Genomic DNA, 647 nt, shown 5'->3' on the forward strand with positions numbered 1-647 from the left:
AAGAAGCCCATGTCGAGCATCCGGTCGGCTTCGTCGAGCACCAGCGTGTTCAGCGCGTCGAGCTTCAGATTGCCGCGGTCGAGGTGATCCATGATGCGGCCCGGCGTGCCGACGACGATGTGCGCGCCGTGCTCGAGGCTCTGCGCCTGCGGACGCATCGGCGTGCCGCCGCACAGCGTCAGCACCTTCACGTTCTCCTCGGCGCGCGCGAGGCGGCGCACTTCCTGCGCGACCTGGTCGGCGAGCTCGCGGGTCGGGCACAGGATCATCGCCTGCACGTCGAAGCTGCGCGCATCGAGGCGAGCGAGCAGCGCGAGCGAGAACGCGGCGGTCTTGCCGCTGCCCGTCTTCGCCTGCGCGATCAGGTCCTGACCGGCCAGCGCGATCGGCAGGCTCGCGGCCTGGATCGGCGTCATGTCGACATAGCCGAGCTGCGCGAGGTTCGCGAGCGTGGCGGGCGTCAGCGGCAGCGCGCTGAACGGCGTGGCGGTCGGTTGGGTCAAGACAGGTCTCCGAGGTAGGGGCGGCCTTCCATCTGCTCGTAGACGACGTTGCCTTCGTCGTCCTCGAAGCGTTCGAGATAGTTGCGGGCGCCGCACAGCGGGCAGCGGAACAGCAGCCCCTGGCCTTCGTCCTTGATGACGACG

Annotated in this window: 1 protein-coding gene; it reads right to left on the reverse strand. The window is 69.1% G+C overall.

Going from position 1 to position 647, the window contains the following annotated elements; all coding sequences use genetic code 11:
• The coding region (locus JMF90_RS39450) for a DEAD/DEAH box helicase (protein WP_201326588.1) at positions 1 to 503 on the reverse strand (503 nt) is incomplete at its 3' end.
• Positions 504 to 647: the final 144 nt, after the last annotated feature.

The sequence above is a fragment of the Burkholderia sp. E168m23 genome (assembly GCF_016586125.1).
Lineage (GTDB): Bacteria > Pseudomonadota > Gammaproteobacteria > Burkholderiales > Burkholderiaceae > Burkholderia > Burkholderia orbicola.